We start from the raw sequence: 15,798 nt of genomic DNA on the forward strand, positions 1-15,798 counted from the left end.
CGAACGGGATCAGCGCTTGGCGAGCCGCGGGCACTCGCTCTCGGCGGCCGGCCGGAACCCGTCCTTGCCCGGGATGGTGGCAACGATCGTGAAATAGTCGGAATCGTACCTGGATTGGTCCGGGGCCTTCACCTCGGCGAAATACATGTCGCGGAGCAGCCGGCCGTCGTCGCGAATGGCGGCGTCCTTGGTCATGAAGTCGTTGACCGGCAGCGCCTTCAGCGCCGCGGTGACGGCTTTGGTGTCCTTGCTGACGGCCTTCTGCACCGCCTTGAGGTAGTGCAGCACGCTGGAATAGACGGTGGCCTGGACGTCGGTCGGCTTGCGCTTGTGGATGGCCTCGAAGCGCTTGGCGAAGGCGCGCGTCCCGTCCGACTGATCCCAATAATAGCCGAACACGGCGGAGGCTCCCTGCACCAGATCGAGGCCGAGACCCTTGATGTCGATGGTGGTGAGGAACAACGGCGCCAGCCGCTGCGTGAGGCCGAACTCGCGGGCCTGCTTCAGGATGTTCTGCATGTCGGCGCCGCCGGCCGCCAGCGCGATCACCTGCGCGCCGGACGCCTGCGCCTGCAGCAGGATCGAGGAAAAGTCGCTGGTGCCGAGCGGATAACGGATCTTGCCGACGACCTTGCCGCCATTCTTGGCGACGACCTTCATCGCATCCTGCTCGAGGTTGTGGCCCGACGCGTAGTCGGTGGTGATGAAATACCAGCTCTCGGTCCCCGGCTTGCGCATGATGCCGGTGACGTTGACATTGGCCAGCGAATAACTGTCGTAGCCCCAGACGAAGCCGTGCTCGGAGCAGCGTTTTCCGGTCATGTCGATGTTGTTGACGCCCGAGAAGAAGACCAGCTTGTTTTTCTCCTCCGCGAGGATCTGCATGGGCAGAGCCAGGCCCGAGTGCAATACGTCGAAGATCGCGTCCACGCCGTCCACGTCGAACCACCGCCGCGCGATGCCCAGGCCGATGTCGGGCTTGTTCTGATGGTCGGCCGACACGAGCTCGATCGGGCGGCCGAGGAGCGAGCCGCCGATATCGTCGATCGCCATCTGAGCGGCGACGACCGACCCCTGGCCGCCGAAGTCAGCGAAGATCGAGGCTTTGTCGTTGATGACGCCGATCTTGACCGGCCCCGACGCGGCGCTCTGCGCGTAGGCCAAGCCGCCACTCACGGCGGTGAGCACCAGCGCCACGCCGCCTGCCATCATTGCCCCGAACCGTCTCATGTCATTCCCTCCCACTGGTTTTTTTGTCCGCCCTGGCCGTTCCCAGGCGACCGCGGCAATAATTGCTCGTCGGTGATCCCGCCGACCCCGCCCGACGGGCCGCGTGTGATCCTTGTCAGTCGGAGCCACGCGCGCGGGATCGATTCTCCAGAAATGCCGAAATGCCCTCTCGCGCCTCACGACTCGCCGAGACATGACCGACTGCCCGGCCCTCGGCGTCGAGCCCAGCCTCACTCACAGCGTGCCCTGCGCTCGCAACCGCGGCGCGAATGCCTTGAACCGCGACCGGGCTGGACGACAGAACACCGGCCAGGAACGACCTTACTTGAACGAGCAGCGGCTCATCGGTGCTGGCAATCCTCGTAACCAGGCCCATGCCGAGCGCTTCGTGCGCGTCGACAGATCGCCCCGTTATCATCAGATCGAGCGCACGAGCAGCGCCGATCAACGCGGGCAGGAACTGTGTACCCCCATAGCTCGGCATCGCTCCCAATTTGATCTCGGGGAGAGAGAGCCGGACGTCCGGCGACGAAATTCGGAAGGTGCACGCCAGGGCGAGCTCAAGACCACCGCCGTAAGCCGCGCCGTTGAGAGCCGCCACACTGATGACCCGGGCTTGAGAAAGCTTATAGAATAGACGACGCGCAAAATCGGCGCGCTCCTCCGCAGCCCCAGCCGTCTTGTAATCTATTTCGCCAAGATCGGTCCCTGCGGAAAAAGCACGCTCACCTTCGCCTAGGATGATCAAGTACCGGCCGGAGACATCTTCCAAGCGATCGAGGCAAGCCGCCAAGCCATCGAGAACTGGCTTCGTGAGGGCGTTCAATTTTTGTGGTCGATTTATCTTGAATACGGCACCGTCCTGTTCCCAGGCAACTTTGTATTCTGTTTCAATTGTCATTCTTTCAACCTCGACAAGAACCCTACGCTACGGCCCCGCTGCCCCGGCCCGTTGCCACGAAAGAAGGCGCGAGCGGGCGCCCCTGAACTCTGTCAGCCAGTGCTTCTCTATTACCCGGCAATCGGTCGGCGACGTTTGCAACGCGACAGGCCGCAACGTTGCAACTCGGCAAATCATGCTTGCAATCTTCGACGAGGCATTGTCGATCAGCAAATCGTCGTCGTTGTATTCTAGCTGTAGTTAAGCGTTCTGATTATATGCGATCCGAATTTTGGAGTCGCACAGGAGAGGGCTCCGTCGCATCCGATAGGTTCAGCACATTTGTACTCGCGGATCTGGTGCCGGCATCACCGTGATGGGACCATCCTCAGCCACGGGGGCCCATCTGGAGAGCGTTAGACTATCGCCTCTTCCCCGCGATAACTCCCCTGACGCTGAGCATTTCAAATATCGGCTGGATCGATGAGTTGTCCCAATCTCCAGAACGTTGCCACCTTTTGCAAAGTGATCGAGATTGGCGGCCCGCCGCCGCCGCCCGGCATACGGGAACGACGCCGAGCCAGCTCCGAAACGGCCGGTGAGCCGACGCTATCGTCGAGGTCGCCATCGCGGCGCGTTGCGTACTCACGTAAGATGCTGATATAATTGATGAAATCGAACGGTTCTAAACTTGGCCGCGCTGCGGCGGCCGTGGGGTATGGCAATGGAGATCGTGTCCTCCTCCGGCATCGAGGTGTTTCTCGACAGCGCCCCGGTGGCGCGCGGGCACACGTGGGACAGCACGGTGGGCGCGGGCTACTGGCTCGGCGCCATCCTGGAGGGAGAGGTCGCCGTCGAGCAGGAGGCCTTCGGCCGCAACCAATGGACCGGCGGCAGCACGGCCGTCTTCCATTCCCACGCATCCCTTGCGACGCGCCATACCGCCCTCAACGACGGCAGCCTGTCGGCCGTCTTCATCCGCATCCCGTCCGAGAGCTTCAACGACGTGCTGGGCGACGAGGGGTATGCGCTGCTGGAACGGCTCAGCGCGTCCAACTTCGGGCCCTGCCCCAGCGTCATGAAGGCGCTGGCGTGGCAGATGCACGCCTGCTCGCTCACGGGCGCCGCGCGCCGCTGCTTCCTGACGGCGAAGGCGCTGGAATGCGTGGCCCACGCGCTGCAGGAGGTGCAGGATTCCTGCCCGCTGCGCGCCATGGCCCCGCGACCCAATGGCTGGTCCATTCGCGACATCGAGCGCGTCTACGAGGCGCGCTCGATCCTGCATGCGGAGGTGGCGACGCCGCCCACCGTGACCGAGCTCGCCCGCCGCGTCGGCCTGAACGCGCGCAAGCTCGGCGACGGCTTCCGCGACCTCTTCGGCCAGCCCGTCTATTCCTACGTGAAGAACCGGCGGCTGGAGGAGGCCAAGCGCATGCTGGAGGCAGGCGAGCATTCCATCGGCTTCGTCGCCCGGGCGCTGGGCTACCAGCAGCGCCATTTCGCGACGGAGTTCCGCCGCCGCTTCGGCGTCCCGCCCACCGCGCTGCGCCCATCCCGGCCCCGCCTGCCGTAGCGCATTCATTTTGAATCTGGAGCGCTTCGTTTGCGAATACGTAAGAGGGCTCGATCCTACTTGTCAGCCCTTGATTTTAGATCTTGGAGAAGCTGGACCGCCCCCCACCCCTGCCCCTCCCCGCCACTTCGTGGGGGAGGGAGGAGCGCTTGATTGCGACCTTGGGAGAGTTGGCGAGCCGGCTATCCGAACGGCCTCCCCCCTTCCGGGGAGGCTCACCGAGCGCAGCGGAGGGACTGGTGGGGGTCGGCTCCCGCCGCCTCAACGACAGCAAAATCGGCCGCTACGAGATGTGTGCATTCGATAGCACTTCGTGGGAGAGAGAGAGAGAGGAACCCCGGCTCGCCCGGCGCAGTGAGCGAATGCCTAGCAGTTGCGCGGCGAATGCACAGACTGCTCCGCAGTATCGAAGCCGCCAGGTCGTGTCCTTGCTTGCGCGCCAGATCGATTCCAACCGTCGATCGCCGGTCGCGTCGCACATGTTCGGCAACGATCGACTTCACCGGCACGTCGGACGTCTTGCGAATAGCCCGCCATTGCCCCCGTCGCGCGATCCCGAACAAGCGAGTCGCGATCCCGAACACCTGCGGCGTTGAAGGGCGCGCGCAGGCCGCCCTAAGTGCCGAGGCACGGTGAGGGGCTATTTCGATGCGTTCAAGACTGTCGTCGACCATTCTCATGTCCGGGCTCGCGGTGGCGGCGGCGGCCTTGCCGGACGAGGCCCGCGCCCAGGCGGCCGCGCAGCCGGCGGACAATGCCGTGATCGCCCTCGACCCGATCACGGTGACGGCGCGCCGGCGCGAGGAAGCGGTGCAGGACGCGCCGGTCGCCGTCACCGTCGTCCCGGGCGACGACATCGGCAAGGGCAAGGTCGATACGCTCGAGGACGCCGCGTTCCGCGGCGTCAATACGGTGTTCAGCTCGCAAGGCGGCCCGTTCACGATCCGCGGCGTCGGCTCGCTCGGCATCGACGGCGGCGTCGACCGGCAGCCGGCGGTCGGCGTCTTCCTCGACGACGTCTACATCGCCCGGCCGTTCGGCTATCCGACCTTCCTCACCGATACCAGCCGGGTCGAGATCGTGCGCGGCTCGCAGGCGACGCTCTACGGCAAGAACACCATCGGCGGCGCCGTCAACCTGATCATGCGCGGCCCCGGCACCGAGCCCGGCCTGGAGGCCGAGGGGACGTTCGGCACGGGTCCTGGCGGGCGGCTGCAGGCGGCGTTCGATGCGCCGCTGGGCAGCAGCGGCTTCAGCAGCCGCGGCTTCGCGGCCTGGACGGGGCAGGACGGGTACATCGCCAACCTGCCGACCGGCCGGGACGTGAGCGACGTCGGCGCGCTCGCCACCCGTTTCGTCACCGCCGGACGGCTCGGCGACGCCACCGACCTGAAGCTTTCGTTCGACTATTCGCGCAACCGCGACGACGGCGGCCTGTGGTATGCCCCGCTGCCGCTGGCCTTCGGCTACAAGGCCACCCACGACCTTGCGCCCGCCAACAGGCTCGACATCGGCGGCGTCTCGGCGCGCCTCGACCACAGCTTCGACCAGTTCAGGGTGACCTCGATCACGGCGTTCCGCGGCCACACCATGGATGCGGTGCTCGACGGCGATTTCACCCCCACGCCCTCCATCGGCCAGGCGCAGACCGAAAACCAGCGCCAGTTCAGCCAGGACCTGCGCTTCACCTCCACCACGGGCGGCCCGTTCCGCTGGACCGGCGGCCTGTACTACATGCACGAGCGCTTCGAGGCCGCGCAGTTCTTCGACAGCGCCCTGGTTCCCCGCGCCCTGTGGAGCCGCAATACCTTCGACCAGTCGACGGATACCTACTCGGCCTTCGGCGAGGTCGCCTACCGCTTCGCTACCGGCATCGAGCTGATCGGCGGCCTGCGCTATACTTACGAGACCAAGGATACCGTCTCGGAGATCTCGAGCCCGAGCGGCACATACATGTTCGGCATGCCCGGACGGGCGGCGGGAACCGCCTCCTTCAACAACCTCTCGCCCGAGTTCACCGCCGTCTACCACATCGCCGAGGGCAGCCAGGTCTTCGCCAAGGTGAGCCGGGGCTTCAAGTCGGGCGGCATCAGCCCCTACATCGAGGCGGACGGCACGGCCAACCGCTATCGCCCGGAGCTCACCACCTCCTACGAAGGCGGCGCCAAGACCACCTGGCTCGGCGGCCGGCTCACGCTGAACGCATCGGTGTTCTACGTGGACTGGAGCGACCAGCAGACGGCCATCTACACGACGCCGTTCACCCGGGTGATCCGCAACGCCTCCGCCGCCACCTCCAAGGGCTTCGAGCTGGAAGCCGGCGCCCGCGTCACCGAGCATCTCACCTTGACCGCGGGCTACGGATACCTCGACGCCAGATATGATTCCTTCGTTGATACCGTGATGGGTAAAGACTACTCGGGCAATCCGCTGCCCTATGCGCCCAACCACAGCATCACCAGCGGCCTCCGGTGGCGCAGCCCGCTGACGGCGGACCTGGATCTCGTCGCGGCCGCCGACTACGCCTTCCGCACCGGCTATTCCTTCACGCCGGCCAACAGCTACCGGCAGGGCGACACGCATCTCGTCGACGCCCGGCTGGGCGTCCAGGGAAAAACCTGGCACGCCACGATCTGGGCCAAGAACCTGCTCGACGAGACTTATCTGCGGCAATACTTCAACTATGCCGGCACCGACATGGGCGTGGCCGCGCAGGGCCGCACCGTCGGCGTGACCGTCGCGGCCCGGTGGTGAGCGCCATGGACGCGACCTCCCGCCCCGCCGACGGCCTCGGCGCGCTCGCCGACGACAGCACCCGCGGCAGCCGTGGCACGCTGGCGCGCATCGGCGGCCTCTACCTGTCGCAGGGCATTCCCATCGGCTTCGCTTTCGAGGCGCTGCCCGTGCTGCTGCGCCAGGTCGGCGTCGGCCTCGAGGTGATCGCATTGACGCCGCTGGCCGGCCTGCCCTGGATCCTGAAGCTGCTCTGGGCGCCGGTCGTGGACAACCACTGGTCGGAACGGCTGGGACGGCGGCGCAGCTGGATCGTGCCGATGCAGGCGGTGCTCGCCCTGAGCTTCGTCGTGCTCGCCTTCGTGCCGCCGCAGGCGAGCGGCGCCCTCGCCCTCATCGCCGTACTGCTGGTCGGCTCGCTGGCGGCGGCGACGCAGGACACCGCGACCGACGGCCTCGCCGCCGAGCAGCTTCGGGGGGCCGCCCTCGGCGTCGCCAACGCGCTCCAGGTCGCCGGCATGATGGCCGGCGTGATGATCGGGGGCGCCGGCACGCTCATCCTCGTCGACCTCTGGGGCGAGCGCATCGCCCTGCTGGCGCTGGCCGGGGTGCTCGTTCTGGCGCTCCTGCCGGTGCTGGCGTGGACCGAGCCGGCGGCCCGCGCGCGGCCCATCGCCGGCCCGGCGCGGCTGACAGCCGTGCTCCGCCGCCGCGGCGTCTGGCCGCTCGTGGTGCTGGCGCTGGTCTACGGCACCGCCAACGCGGGCGGCATCGGCCTGTCGAAACTGCTGCTCGTCGACCGGGGCTGGGGCACGGGCGAGATCGGCTGGATCGCCGCGCTCACCGGCGTTGCCCTGATCGTGCTGGGCGCGCCGCTCGCCGCCATGCTCATGCGCCGGGCCGGGCTCTGGCGGACGATGCTCGCCGGCCTCGCCGTCGCCGCCGTCTCGCTCGTTGCCTGGTACGGCATCGCCTCGGGATCGCTCGCCGGCTCGTGGCCGGTCGTCGTGCCGGCGACCGTGCTGCTGGGCGCCGGGGCGGGCATGGTCTCGGTCGCGGCCTCGACGCTGGCCATGCGCTTCGGCGGTGCGGGCGGCCAGGCGGGAACGGACGTGACCGCGCTCCAGAGCGCCAGCGTGCTCGGCGAGATGACCATCGCCGGCGTCGCCGTCTGGCTCGCCGGGCTGTTCGGCTATGCGGTGGCGTTTCTGGGCGCCGTGGCGGCCGTGGCGGCGGTCGGGCTCATCGTCGTGTGGGCGCGCCGCGCGGTCCCCGCCGCGACGCTGGGGGACGGGGCATGATCCCCAAAAGTGGACACCGGTTTTTGGACAAGACCATGCTCAAGGCGAAGACATGACGGCGCCCCCGCAACGCCCCTGGCGCGAGCGGCTGACCGACAGCATCGCCCGCAAGCCGTCGGGCTGGATCGGGCGGCTGCTCTACCGCTACCCGGTGGGGCACAAGCCGGGATTCGATGCAGCGCTGACGCTCCTGCCGCCCCGCCGCGAGGACGCCGTGCTCGACGTCGGCTGCGGCGGCGGCGTGTTCCTGAGGCGGGCGCTGGCCGCCGGCGGCCGCGGCGCCGGCATCGATCACAGCCCCGACATGCTGCGAACGGCCGCGGCCGTCAATGCCGACGCCGTTCGCGCCGGACGGCTGACGCTGACGCTCGGCGACGCTGCGGCGCTACCGCTGCCGGACGGCGGCTTCGACAAGGTATTCTGCCTGAACGCCTTCTTCTTCTTTCCCGAGCCGGCGGCGGCCGTCGCCGAGATGGCGCGCGTCGCCAAGGCCGGCGGCACCGTGGCGATCCTGACGATGGCCGAGGACTGGTCGAAGCGGTGCGGCTGGGTGTTCGGGCCGGTGACGCCGCGCATGCGCTGCGACGACCCGGCGACACTGGCGCGCTGGGGCGCCGCGGCCGGGCTGGCGACGGAGTGCAGCGAGGCGGTGGTGAGCGGCGGCTACCTGCACGTGTTCCGCAAGCCGGCGCTCGCCCCCTCGCCGCCGTCTGCCTACGTCGCATCTCGGATAGACGCCGGTGCAAAGGAGACGCCGCGCCCGGGTGCCACGCCCGGTCGAACGACCGGCGGGCGGCGCGGATCGTAGCGCGTCACGCCGGCCTCGGACGCGAAGCTCTTCGAGCGCGTCACCAGGAACTCGAGAAGATGATTGCGGAGCGCATAGTAAGCCTCATGGCGATGGACGTCGGCACGCTTGCGATCCTTCGGCAGCGTGTTCTCGACGATCTCGGCGATCTTGGCCTCGGGGCCGTTGGTCATGAGCACGACCCGGTCGGCGAGCAGCATCGCCTCGTCGATGTCGTGGGTGATCATGAAGACGGTCTGCGCGGTCTCCGTGCAGATCCGGCGCACCTCGTCCTGCAGGGCGCCGCGCGTCAGCGCGTCGAGCGCCGAGAACGGCTCGTCCATCAGGAGCATCTTCGGCTCGATCGCGAGCGCGCGCGCGATGCCGACGCGCTGCTTCATGCCACCGGAGAGCTCGGCCGGCCGCTTCTGCTCGGAGCCGGTGAGATGCACGGTGTCGATATATCTCTGGCAGTGCGCCCTGACCTTGTCCTTCGGCCAGTCCGGATGGCGCGACGACACCGCGAAGGCGATGTTGCCCATCACGGTCATCCAGGGCAGCAGCGAATGACCCTGGAAGATCACTGCGCGGTCGAGGCTCGGTCCTGAGATCTCGCGTCCATCCACGATCACGACGCCGTCCGATGGCTGCTCCAGGCCTGCCAAGACGTTGAGGATGGTGGTCTTGCCGCAGCCGGAATGGCCGATCAGGCAGACGAACTCGCCTTTGCGGATGGGCAGCCAGAGGTCTTCGAAAATCGTCGTCTCGCCGCCGCCGCGCGTGGGATAGCGGCGCGCCAGAGCCTCGATCGAAATGAGCGGCTTCCCGTTCATGACACCTACTCCCGGTACGCGACGACGCGGGCCGCTCGCGCGAGGGCGACGTCGAGCGCCATCCCGACGAAGCCGATCAGCAGGATGGCGGTGATGATGTTGGCGATCGAGAGGTTGTTCCACTCGTTCCAGACGAAATAGCCGATGCCCGTGCCGCCCACGAGCATCTCGGCCGCAACGATCACGAGCCAGGCGATGCCGATGGAGATCCGCATGCCCGTCATGATGGTGGGAGCGGCCGCCGGCAGGATCACGAAGAATGCCTTGCGGAGCACGCCGACCTCGAGCGTCGCGGCGACGTTCAGCCATTCCTTCCGGACGCTGGCGACCCCGAAGGCCGTATTGATCAGCATCGGCCAGAGCGAGCAGATGAAGATCACGAAGATGGCCGAGACGCTCGAATCCTTGATCGTGTAGAGCGCGAGCGGCATCCAGGCCAACGGCGAGATCGGCTTGAGGATCTGGATGAAGGGGTCGAGCGCGCGGTGGAGCAGCGGCGACATGCCGATCAGAAAGCCGAGCGGGATGGCAACCCCGACCGCGAGCAGGTAGCCCGTCAGCACCCGCACGAGCGAATGGGCGATCTGGATTCCAATGCCCTGATCGTTGGCACCGCGGACGTAGAAAGGATCCTTGAGATGTCCCCAAAGCGTCGAGGCGGCGGCGGCAGGGGTCGGGAACGCGGTTCCCTTGCCCTCCGTGGCCCCGCCCGAGACCAGAGCGGCATATTCGGGGTCGATGTCGCCGGCCGTTACGCGAGCGGGTATCGTGGCAACGTGCCAGAGACAGATCAGGCCCGCCAGGATCGCGATCGACAGGATCGCCGCCCGCAGGGAACCATGGCTTCTCACGCTAAGCTCCTGTGATAAGTTTAATCGCTCGTCAGAGCGCTACCCGGCCGGGTGACCTTCACCCACACAAGGAGAAGCGCTCCAGGCTAGAACATGAGAGCATGTCCGTGCAGTCGGACGACGTCATCCAACCATGGGGCGCTCTCAACTTGCGACAAGCCGCTCAGGCCGCCCGCGGCCGCATCGAGGACGTCCCAAAGCATGGCTCTCAACTTGAAGCAGCTCCGCTATCTCGTCGCTCTTGCGCGCCACAGCCATTTCGGCCGGGCAGCCGCCGAATGCGGCATCACGCAGTCGGCGCTGTCGCAGGCCCTGCGGCAGCTCGAGGCCGACTTCAATGTCCCCATCATCGACCGCCGCAATCAGGGCTTCGGAGGCTTCACCCCCCAGGGCGCGATGGTGCTCGACTTCGCGCGCCGGACGCTGGATCATCACGAGCATCTGGTCCAGGACATCGCGTCGGCGGGCGACGAGCTCAGCGGCCACGTGCGCATCGGCGTGATCCCGGTCGCGATGCCCGGCATCTCGATCATAACGACGGCGTTCAACAAGCTCCATCCCGACGTCAGCGTCTCCGTGACCTCGCTCAACTTTACGAACCTCAAGCGAGGACTTGAGAACTTCGACATCGACGTCGGCATCAACTACCTCGACCATGGCGCGTCGACGGGCCTGCGGCCCTATTTCCTCTACGACGAAAGCTACTTCCTGATCGCGCCGGCAGAGCACGCCATTGCCAGAAGGCCGTCCGTCACCTGGACGGAGGCCGGCCGGCTGCCGCTGTGCATGCTCACACCCGACATGCAGAACCGCCGCATACTGGACCGTGTCTTCGCCGGCGTCGGGGTTTCGCCGCGCACGGTGCTCGAGACGAACTGTGCGCTCGCCCTCTGCTCTCATGTGCGGCCCGGTCACTGGTTCGCCGTGGTGCCGAACACGTTCTTCCTGATGGTCGGAGACTGGAGCCAGACCCGCGCCGTCCCCCTCGTCGAGCCCGAGATCACCAATTCGATCGGCATGATGGTGCTCGAGCGGGAGCCGCAGCCCCCCGCGGTGCAGGCCTTCATCGAGGTCGCGGACAACATTCGCATGGCCGACGAGCTGATGCGCTACACGCCGCTGCATCTGAGGAACGGCGAGGGCAGCTACGCCAGCGGGCCGACCACCGACACGCCGATCATGCAGTCGCGGGTGACCAACCCGACCAGTTGATCTTCGCCGAGCGCCTCACTTCCCTCAGGCCGCTGCGGCAGCACGAGGTAACGCATGTCGGCGTTGCTGTCGTGAACCAGCACGCGAACGCCGTCCGGCAGAGCCAGGCCGAACTCCTTGAGCACCCCCCGCGGCTCGCGGACGGCGCGCGCGCGGTAGGCCTTGCTGATATACCAGGCTGGCGGCTGCCCGAGGATCGAACGCGGATAGCACGAGCAAAGCGTGCAGCAGACGAGATTGTGGGTGTCGGCGTCGTTCTCGACCACGATCAGCTGCGCCTCGCCGACGCCGATGCCGAGCTCGGCGACGGCCGATTTGCCGTCGGCAAGCAGTCGTCTGCGAAAGCCGTCGTCGACCCAGGCACGTGCCACGATCTTGGCGCCGAGGTGGACCCCCGGCGATTCGATGCGCTCGATCTCGCGGCGCACTTCACCCGGGAAGATCAGGCCCCGCTCGACGAGCAGCGCCTGCAGTGCATCGACCAGGATCTGTCCCTCGATGTTGCCCGCCTCGTCCTCGACGACGAGGGGCTCGTGAGCGTCATGCGCGTGGCCATGGGGATGCGCGTGGTCGTGCGTGTGCTCTTGGTTGCTCATGTCAGCCTCCCAACGGTGTCGGTTGAGGGTTCGACGCCAACGCCCCCGCCCAGTGCCAACCGGCTGAGGCAGACGCTGGCGGGATCGAGGCCCGAAGCATTCGCCGCCGCTCGGACCGGCGAGCCGGTCGGGGACATGCTCCGGAAGCGCCGCGCCGGCCCGCGGCCGGCGCTGCTGTCAGCCCGCACCGGCGGCGGCGTCCGCCGGAACAAGCCAGTGGTCGTAGAGCTCGATGCAGAGCATGTCGGCCGGCGAGCCCTGATAGTCCTCCCACAGGTCCGTCATCGCGAAGCCGACCCGGTAGAGCGGGACGACCGGACCTCCGACGTCGCCGATCGAGAGGTCCTCGGGATTCAGGAAGGCGCCGCAGCGATGCAGGACCACCCCGCTGCGTTGCCGTACGTAGAACGGGGTGCGGACATGCCCGGGCTTGCCGAGATCGAGAACCAGCACCCTGTCCCCGGCGTCGAAACGTGGTGTCACGGCTGGCAGGGAACCGATGGCTCCCAGCGCGCGCGGGCATCGGCGATCGCCGCATCGAGCTCCGCGCGCGTAAAGGCCTCCTTCTCGATCAGCACGTCGATCATCGCCTCGAGGCGCCGGCGATAGAAGGACAGCTTCTTGTACTTGTCCTCGCCGAAGGATTCGAAGCCCCGGCGCAGCTCGTCGAGTGACATCATGCGCCGCGTGCCGTCGCCCAACAGGTTGCGTATCGCCTCCACCTGCTTCTCCCATTGCAGCCAGGGCAGCTCGACGATCGGGATGGCGCCGGCGGCGTTCCCGCCGATGTCATGGTAGCCGCGTGTCACGGGGTGCCTCCGTCAGGTGCGCTTGATGGTGAAACTGTCGACGTAGGCCTGGGGCGCCGACGGATCGAACGTCCTGCCCATGACGACCGGCTTGAAGGTGTCCTCCGCCAGCGCCTCGAAGCCGATGTCCCGCATGCGCTTGGCGGCGTCGGTCGAGAGAAACACCTGCCTGGCCATCGCCTGGTAGTCGGTGTCGGCCGGCACCATGTCCCAGCGCCGCAGCTGCGTCAGCAGCCAGATCGCCGTCGACTGGTGCGGAAGCGCCTTGAATCCGATTCGGTCGGGTTCGCTGACCACGCTGCCGAGGCCGTCCGCGTAGCGTCCCACGAGCACCTGCTCCAGCACCGTCTTGGGCTGGTTCAGATAGGCCGCCGGCGCAAGCAGCTCGGCCACCTGCTTGCGGTTGTCCTGCTTGTCCGCGAACTCGGTCGCGCGGGCGACGGCGCGGAACAGCGCCCCGTAGCTGTTCGGGTTGTCCCGGATGAGCTTGTCGGTAACCGAGACCACGCAGCAGGGATGGTTGGGGAAGATGTCGCGCGTCAGCATGTGCAGGAAACCGACCCCTTCGAACACCGCGCGCTGGCCCCAGGGCTCGGCGAACAGCATGCCGTCGAGATTGCCTGCGGCCATGTTGGCCACCGAGTCCGGCGGCGGGAACACCCTGAGCTCGACGTCACGGTCGGGATCGAGGCCGTGCTCGGCGAGATAATAGCGCAGCAGCATGGCGTGCATCGAATGCTGGTGCGGAACGCCGAACTTGAACCCCTTCCAGTCCTTGGGGTCGCGCCGGTCCTTGTGCCTGACGCTGAGCGTGATGGCGTTGCCGTTCACGTTCTGCACGGTGGACACGTACGTATTGAGGGCCGGGCCGCCGATGCCCATCGACATGGTCATCGGCATCGCTAGCACCAGATGGCTGGCATCGAACTCGGCCGAGAGCAGCTTGTCGCGCACGATCGCCCAGCCGGGCGTGCGCGCGAGGCTCACCTCGAGCCCCTCCCTGCCGTACTCGCCCATCGCCTGGGCGAGCAGCAGCGGAACCGTGCACGTGATCGGCACGTAGCCGACATTGAGCTTGGCCTTCTCGGGCTTGCCGGCCTCCTGCGCCATCGCCTTGGCGGCCGAAAGCGGCAGGAGCTCTGCGAGCGCGGCAAGCGCCGTCGAGGCCCCGACAGCCTTCAGGAAGGCGCGGCGGAACATGGGCTCCGGCGCGATTGCGGCGAGCATGGCGGTCTCGACCATCCGATCGATGCGCCTTTCGACCCCCTCGCCGGCGTTGCGGCCCGCCGCGTGTCCGGGCGCTTCGCGATGCTCGTCGAGCGAGCCGCAACCGCAGGCGCAGCGCCGGCTGAGCTTATAAGGGTGGTCTGGATCGGCCATATCGCTGGGTCCGTAAAGGGATGGGCTCGTGTCCAGCTGCCGCAACAACTGTGCCAATCGCCTCACGTCGCGCCGAGCAATGGTGGACGTCTGGGAACGAAATGACTTATTAGATATCCTAATGTCGCAATCAGTTCCGTGAGCTTCTTTTGCGGGCATAGCTCCGAGCAGAATTTAGACTATAGGTATCGACCAGATTGATCCATCTTGCAGCGGAACAAACTCTGATCGGAAGGGCGCCATGAACGGGCTTGGAGGCTTGAACAAATCGGAGCACGGCGTGGTCATCGGCCTCGTTCAGCTCCAGCTTCCCAAAGTGGTGACGCGTGACCATCTCGCGGCCCAGACGAAGCGGATCGTCGAGATGGTCGGCAAAGCCCGGCGCAATCTCGGCACTATGGATCTCGTGGTGTTTCCCGAGTACGCCCTGCACGGCCTGTCCATGGACACCAATCCGGAGATCATGTGCCGGATCGATGGGCCGGAGGTCGCCGCCTTCCGTCAGGCCTGCATCGACAACCGGATCTGGGGCTGCTTCTCGATCATGGAGCTCAATCCAGGCGGCATGCCCTACAATACCGGCCTGATCATCGACGACCGGGGCGAGATCCGGCTCAACTACCGCAAGCTCCACCCTTGGGTTCCGGTCGAGCCCTGGGAGCCAGGCGATCTCGGGATTCCGGTGATCGACGGGCCGCGCGGCGCCAAGATCGCGCTCATCGTCTGCCACGACGGCATGTTCCCGGAGATGGCGCGCGAATGTGCCTACAAGGGCGCCGAGATCATGATCCGCACCGCCGGCTACACGGCGCCGATCCGCCAGAGCTGGCGCTTCACCAACCAGGCGAACGCGTTCCAGAACCTGATGGTCACGGCGAACGTCTGCATGTGCGGCTCGGACGGCACCTTCGATTCCATGGGCGAGGGCATGATCGTGAACTTCGACGGCACCGTCATCGCCCACGGTGAGACCGGCCGGCCAGATGAGATCATCACAGCCGAAGTGCGGCCCGACCTCGTCCGCGAGGCGCGGATCAACTGGGGCGTCGAGAACAACATCTATCAGCTCGGCCATCGCGCCTACGTGGCCGTGAAGGGCGGCGCGCGGGACTGCCCCTACACCTTCATGCATGACATGGTAGCCGGCAAGTACCGGCTGCCGTGGGAGGGCCAGGTCAAGGTCACCGACGGCACCTCCTGCGGCTTCCCTGCGCCGACCCGCATCTACGGCGAACGCCCGAGCGAGGCCGCCGAGTGAGGCGCCTCCCTGTCGAGCCCGGCAGGGATCTGATGGGCGGGCCATGACAATGCGGAGCGGCGGGAACAAGCGGTTGATCCTCCTCCGCGCAGCGGGGGAGGATCAACCGCCGCAGCGGCTCCGCCGAGACAAGACCGTCAAGATCTCGGTGACGCGGCAATTGGAGCCCCCAGCAGTTCGCGCGCAGAATATACGACTATCGTGTCCCGGCGGGCGGGGAGGAAAGACCTATTTCTGCACGGCCACGTGCAGATTTGCATCAGATCACGAGCGCAGTGACGGCCGATGCATCCTGGATCCCAGGCACTCGCCGAGAGTAGCACGTCGCCAGCAGAGCCTTCAGATTGCAAATTAG

The 15,798-nt window shown here is 66.8% G+C and carries 15 protein-coding genes; 6 read left to right on the forward strand and 9 right to left on the reverse strand.

Annotated features, from left to right (window positions below):
* Window positions 1-9: 9 nt before the first annotated feature.
* From ACZ5PO_RS06860 to ACZ5PO_RS06870, 3 genes are all read right to left on the reverse strand, one after another.
* Window positions 10-1,230, reverse strand: coding sequence for an ABC transporter substrate-binding protein (locus tag ACZ5PO_RS06860; protein WP_464191604.1), 1,221 nt, complete (start codon window positions 1,228-1,230; stop codon window positions 10-12).
* 115 nt (window positions 1,231-1,345) lie between these two features.
* Complete coding sequence (locus ACZ5PO_RS06865; RefSeq protein ID WP_464191606.1) at window positions 1,346-2,131, reverse strand: enoyl-CoA hydratase/isomerase family protein; 786 nt, start codon at window positions 2,129-2,131, stop codon at window positions 1,346-1,348.
* A 443-nt stretch (window positions 2,132-2,574) separates the two neighbouring features.
* A complete protein-coding gene (locus tag ACZ5PO_RS06870) occupies window positions 2,575-2,835 on the reverse strand; it encodes a hypothetical protein (RefSeq protein WP_464191608.1) in 261 nt (86 codons plus the stop codon).
* Here ACZ5PO_RS06870 and ACZ5PO_RS06875 point away from each other — a divergent pair.
* The 4 genes from ACZ5PO_RS06875 (at window position 2,835) to ACZ5PO_RS06890 (ending at window position 8,525) form a co-directional block, all read left to right on the forward strand.
* Window positions 2,835-3,683 carry a helix-turn-helix transcriptional regulator gene (locus tag ACZ5PO_RS06875; RefSeq protein ID WP_464191610.1) on the forward strand — a complete coding sequence of 283 codons (849 nt, stop codon included), beginning with the start codon at window positions 2,835-2,837 and terminating at the stop codon, window positions 3,681-3,683. The two genes, ACZ5PO_RS06870 and ACZ5PO_RS06875, sit on opposite strands and share 1 nt — an antisense overlap.
* A gap of 648 nt (window positions 3,684-4,331) precedes the next feature.
* Window positions 4,332-6,437 carry a TonB-dependent receptor gene (locus ACZ5PO_RS06880; RefSeq protein WP_464191612.1) on the forward strand — a complete coding sequence of 702 codons (2,106 nt, stop codon included), beginning with the start codon at window positions 4,332-4,334 and terminating at the stop codon, window positions 6,435-6,437.
* A 5-nt stretch (window positions 6,438-6,442) separates the two neighbouring features.
* Window positions 6,443-7,717, forward strand: a complete 1,275-nt coding sequence (locus ACZ5PO_RS06885) for an MFS transporter (protein WP_464191614.1) — start codon at window positions 6,443-6,445, stop codon at window positions 7,715-7,717.
* Window positions 7,718-7,769: 52 nt separating this feature from the next.
* Complete coding sequence (locus ACZ5PO_RS06890) at window positions 7,770-8,525, forward strand: class I SAM-dependent methyltransferase (RefSeq protein WP_464191616.1); 756 nt, start codon at window positions 7,770-7,772, stop codon at window positions 8,523-8,525.
* Here ACZ5PO_RS06890 and ACZ5PO_RS06895 read toward each other — a convergent pair.
* Window positions 8,432-9,337, reverse strand: a complete 906-nt coding sequence (locus ACZ5PO_RS06895; protein WP_464191618.1) for an ABC transporter ATP-binding protein — start codon at window positions 9,335-9,337, stop codon at window positions 8,432-8,434. The two genes, ACZ5PO_RS06890 and ACZ5PO_RS06895, sit on opposite strands and share 94 nt — an antisense overlap.
* 5 nt (window positions 9,338-9,342) lie before the next feature.
* The gene (gene ntrB / locus ACZ5PO_RS06900; protein ID WP_464191620.1) at window positions 9,343-10,188 is read right to left on the reverse strand and encodes a nitrate ABC transporter permease; all 846 of its coding nucleotides are present in this window, start codon (window positions 10,186-10,188) and stop codon (window positions 9,343-9,345) included.
* Window positions 10,189-10,389: 201 nt separating this feature from the next.
* On the opposite strand from ntrB, the gene ACZ5PO_RS06905 reads away from it, so the two are divergent.
* On the forward strand, window positions 10,390-11,400 hold the full coding sequence (locus tag ACZ5PO_RS06905; protein ID WP_464191623.1) for a LysR family transcriptional regulator: 1,011 nt from the start codon (window positions 10,390-10,392) through the stop codon (window positions 11,398-11,400).
* Here the strand turns inward: ACZ5PO_RS06905 and ACZ5PO_RS06910 are convergent.
* From ACZ5PO_RS06910 to ACZ5PO_RS06925, 4 genes are all read right to left on the reverse strand, one after another.
* Complete coding sequence (locus ACZ5PO_RS06910) at window positions 11,334-11,996, reverse strand: nitrile hydratase subunit alpha (protein ID WP_464191625.1); 663 nt, start codon at window positions 11,994-11,996, stop codon at window positions 11,334-11,336. The two genes, ACZ5PO_RS06905 and ACZ5PO_RS06910, sit on opposite strands and share 67 nt — an antisense overlap.
* 177 nt (window positions 11,997-12,173) lie before the next feature.
* The gene (locus tag ACZ5PO_RS06915; RefSeq protein WP_464191627.1) at window positions 12,174-12,449 is read right to left on the reverse strand and encodes an SH3-like domain-containing protein; all 276 of its coding nucleotides are present in this window, start codon (window positions 12,447-12,449) and stop codon (window positions 12,174-12,176) included.
* 26 nt (window positions 12,450-12,475) lie between these two features.
* A complete protein-coding gene (locus tag ACZ5PO_RS06920) occupies window positions 12,476-12,805 on the reverse strand; it encodes a nitrile hydratase (RefSeq protein ID WP_464191629.1) in 330 nt (109 codons plus the stop codon).
* A 12-nt stretch (window positions 12,806-12,817) separates the two neighbouring features.
* Window positions 12,818-14,185 carry a CmpA/NrtA family ABC transporter substrate-binding protein gene (locus ACZ5PO_RS06925; RefSeq protein ID WP_464191631.1) on the reverse strand — a complete coding sequence of 456 codons (1,368 nt, stop codon included), beginning with the start codon at window positions 14,183-14,185 and terminating at the stop codon, window positions 12,818-12,820.
* A gap of 241 nt (window positions 14,186-14,426) precedes the next feature.
* Between ACZ5PO_RS06925 and ACZ5PO_RS06930 the strand changes: the two genes are divergently transcribed.
* Window positions 14,427-15,443: a formamidase gene (locus ACZ5PO_RS06930; RefSeq protein ID WP_464191634.1), complete on the forward strand. Its 1,017-nt coding sequence runs from the start codon at window positions 14,427-14,429 to the stop codon at window positions 15,441-15,443.
* The last annotated feature ends 355 nt before the right edge of the window (window positions 15,444-15,798 follow it).

Source organism: Chelatococcus sp. KU-N122 (genome assembly GCF_055391085.1).

Excerpts from the sequence above, each read along its gene's own strand:
- ACZ5PO_RS06885 (WP_464191614.1), top strand. The coding sequence starts at position 6,443 with ATGGACGCGACCTCCCGCCCCGCCGACGGCCTCGGCGCGCTCGCCGAC.
- ACZ5PO_RS06875 (WP_464191610.1), top strand. The coding sequence starts at position 2,835 with ATGGAGATCGTGTCCTCCTCCGGCATCGAGGTGTTTCTCGACAGCGCC.
- ACZ5PO_RS06880 (WP_464191612.1), top strand. The coding sequence starts at position 4,332 with ATGCGTTCAAGACTGTCGTCGACCATTCTCATGTCCGGGCTCGCGGTG.
- ACZ5PO_RS06925 (WP_464191631.1), bottom strand. The coding sequence starts at position 14,185 with ATGGCCGATCCAGACCACCCTTATAAGCTCAGCCGGCGCTGCGCCTGC.
- ACZ5PO_RS06890 (WP_464191616.1), top strand. The coding sequence starts at position 7,770 with ATGACGGCGCCCCCGCAACGCCCCTGGCGCGAGCGGCTGACCGACAGC.
- ACZ5PO_RS06930 (WP_464191634.1), top strand. The coding sequence starts at position 14,427 with ATGAACGGGCTTGGAGGCTTGAACAAATCGGAGCACGGCGTGGTCATC.
- ACZ5PO_RS06905 (WP_464191623.1), top strand. The coding sequence starts at position 10,390 with ATGGCTCTCAACTTGAAGCAGCTCCGCTATCTCGTCGCTCTTGCGCGC.
- ACZ5PO_RS06910 (WP_464191625.1), bottom strand. The coding sequence starts at position 11,996 with ATGAGCAACCAAGAGCACACGCACGACCACGCGCATCCCCATGGCCAC.
- ACZ5PO_RS06865 (WP_464191606.1), bottom strand. The coding sequence starts at position 2,131 with ATGACAATTGAAACAGAATACAAAGTTGCCTGGGAACAGGACGGTGCC.
- ACZ5PO_RS06860 (WP_464191604.1), bottom strand. The coding sequence starts at position 1,230 with ATGAGACGGTTCGGGGCAATGATGGCAGGCGGCGTGGCGCTGGTGCTC.
- ACZ5PO_RS06895 (WP_464191618.1), bottom strand. The coding sequence starts at position 9,337 with ATGAACGGGAAGCCGCTCATTTCGATCGAGGCTCTGGCGCGCCGCTAT.